Origin of the sequence: Pseudomonas sp. GL93, assembly GCF_003408955.1 — a bacterium.
Classification (GTDB): Bacteria; Pseudomonadota; Gammaproteobacteria; order Pseudomonadales; family Pseudomonadaceae; genus Aquipseudomonas; species Aquipseudomonas paracarnis.
This window is the reverse complement of sequence record NZ_NKRF01000007.1, coordinates 1-3000: the sequence shown is the minus strand read 5'-3', so window position 1 is coordinate 3000 and position 3000 is coordinate 1. Positions and strand designations below refer to the sequence as shown.

Below are 3000 nucleotides of genomic sequence, written 5' to 3'. Positions count from 1 at the left end.
TCGAAGTTGCCGCCCGTGGTCTCGGTGATCTTGACGGTTTGGGTGCTCTTATCGATGAACACGTCATCGGTAGGTGCAGGCACGGTCACGGTGCCGACGGTCTCGCCAGCTTTGATGGTGATGTTTGACCCGTTGTCGAGTTTCAGCGTGACGTCGGTACCGGCCTTATTGCTCAAGGTCGCGGTGTAGGTGATCTGGCCACCTTCGTTCACTGCGCTTGGTGCAGTCAGCGTGACCGTCGTGGTGTTATCAGTGCCGGGAGTATCGGTGACAGTGGTGTTTACGGCGGTAGTACCCGGTACCAGGTTCTCGAAATGTTCGCCGCCGGTCACGCCTTTGATGGCGGTGGTGACGGTCTGATCGCCTTTGTAGACGTCATCAGGTGCCAAGACTGTGATGGTGCCGCTGGACTGGTTCGCACCAATGGTGATGGTTTGGCCGTTATCCAGAGTGACGGTGAGCGGGTTGGTGATGTTAGTCACCGGCGCACCGTTTTTATCCACAAGGCTGGCGGTGTAGACGATGTTGCCGCCTTCACCAACGGTAGTGGTGGCGGTCAGGACCACATCAACTTTGTCGATGGTGTCGTTGATCGTGGTGGTTGCACCGTCGCCTGCTACTTCGAGTTTTTCGAAGTTGCCGCCGGAAGCGTCGGTGATCTTGACCGTCTGGGTGCTCTTATCGATGAACACGTCATCGGTAGGTGCAGGCATGGTCACAGTGCCGACGGTGTCGCCCGCCTTGATGGTGATCGAAGAGCCGTTATCCAACTTCAGCGTGACGTCAGTACCGGCCTTGTTGCTCAAGGTCGCGGTGTAGGTGATCTGGCCACCTTCATTAACGGCACTTGGTGCAGTCAGGGTGACAGTAGTCGTGTTGTCGGTACCCGGTGTGTCTGTGACAGTGGTGTTCACCGCTGTAGTGCCCGGCACCAGGTTTTCAAAATGCTCGCCGCCGGTCACGCCTTTGATAGCGGTGGTGACGGTTTGATCGCCTTTGTACACATCGTCTGGCGCGATGGTGGTGATGGAGCCGCTCGACTGATTCACACCGATGGTGATGGTCTTGCCGTTGTCCAAGGTTACGGTCAGCGGATTGGTGATGTTAGTCACCGGGGCGCCGTTTTTATCCACAAGGCTGGCGGTGTAAACGATATTGCCGCCTTCACCGACGGTGGTGGTAGCGGTCAGGACCACATCGACCTTGTCGATGGTGTCATTGATCGTAGTGGTCGCGCCATTGCCCGCAACTTCGAGTTTTTCGAAGTTGCCGCCGGAAGCGTCGGTGATCTTGACCGTCTGCGTGCTCTTGTCGATGAACACGTCATCGGTAGGCGCAGGCATGGTCACAGTGCCGACGGTTTCGCCAGCCTTGATGGTGATCGAAAAGCCGTTATCCAACTTCAGCGTGACGTCAGTACCGGCCTTGTTGCTCAAGGTCGCGGTGTAGGTGATCTGGCCACCTTCGTTAACGGCACTTGGCGCAGTCAACGTGACAGTCGTAGTGTTATCGGTACCCGGTGTATCAGTCACAGTCGTGGTGACTTTATCAGTCCCTGGAACCAGATTTTCAAAGTGCTCGCCACCGGTCACGCCTTGGATGGCGGTAGTGACAGTCTGATCACCTTTGTAGACGTCATCCGGTGCAAGAACCGACACGCTAGCGCTGGATTCATTCACACCAATGGTGATGGTTTGGCCGTTATCCAGAGTCACGGTCAGCGGGTTGGTGATGTTGGTCACCGGTGCGCCGTTTTTATCCACAAGGCTGGCGGTGTAAACGATGCTGCCGCCTTCGCCGACGGTGGTGGTGGCAGTCAGCACCACATCAACCTTGTCGATGGTGTCGTTGATCGTGGTGGTCGCACCGTTGCCTGCCACTTCGAGTTTTTCGAAGTTGCCGCCGGAAGCGTCAGTAATCTTGACGGTTTGAGTGCTCTTATCGATAAACACGTCATCGGTAGGCGCCGGCACAGTCACGGTGCCAACGGTCTCACCAGCTTTGATGGTGATCGAAGAGCCGTTATCCAGCTTCAAGGTGACGTCAGTACCGGCCTTGTTGCTCAAGGTCGCGGTGTAGGTGATCTGGCCGCCTTCGTTAACGGCACTTGGCGCGGTCAACGTGACAGTGGTCGTGTTGTCGGTACCCGGTGTGTCCGTAACGGTGGTGTTCACCGCTGTAGTGCCAGGGACCAGGTTTTCGAAATGCTCGCCGCCGGTCACGCCTTTGATAGCAGTGGTGACGGTCTGGTCGCCCTTGTACACATCATCCGGCGCTACGGTTGTGATGGAGCCGCTCGACTGATTCACACCAATGGTGATGGTTTGGCCGTTATCCAGAGTGACGGTGAGCGGGTTGGTGATGTTAGTCACCGGCGCACCGTTTTTATCCACAAGGCTGGCGGTGTAGACGATGTTGCCGCCTTCGCCGACAGTGGTGGTAGCGGTCAGGACCACATCGACTTTGTCGATGGTGTCGTTGATTGTGGTGGTTGCGCCGCTACCCGCGACTTCTAACTTCTCGAAGTTGCCGCCAGTGGTTTCGGTGATCTGGACGGTTTGCGTGCTCTTATCGATAAACACGTCATCGGTAGGGGCAGGTACTGTCACGGTGCCAATGGTTTCGCCGGCTTTGATGGTGATCGACGAGCCGTTATCCAATTTCAGCGTTACATCAGTGCCCGCTTTGTTGGAAAGCGTAGCGGTGTACGTGATCTGCCCACCCTCATTCGCCTCGGTCGGAGCCGTCAGCGTTACGGTGGTGGTGTTGTCGGTGCCTGGGTTATCGGTGACAGTGGTGTTCACTGGCGTAGTGCCAGGGACCAGGTTCTCGAAATGTTCGCCGCCCGTCACGCTTTTGATGGCAGTGGTGACAGTTTGGTCGCCCTTGTACACATCATCCGGTGCCAAGACGGAAACAGTGCCGCTGGACTGGTTCACACCAATGGTGATGGTTTGGCCGTTATCCAGAGTGACGGTGAGCGGGTTGGTGATGTTAGTC

The 3000-nt window shown here is 56.7% G+C and carries 1 protein-coding gene; it reads right to left on the bottom strand.

The features are described 5' to 3' along the window. Positions 1–3000, bottom strand: a 3000-nt coding sequence (locus CER19_RS02750; RefSeq protein WP_371921533.1) for an immunoglobulin-like domain-containing protein, incomplete at both ends; no start/stop codon positions are given.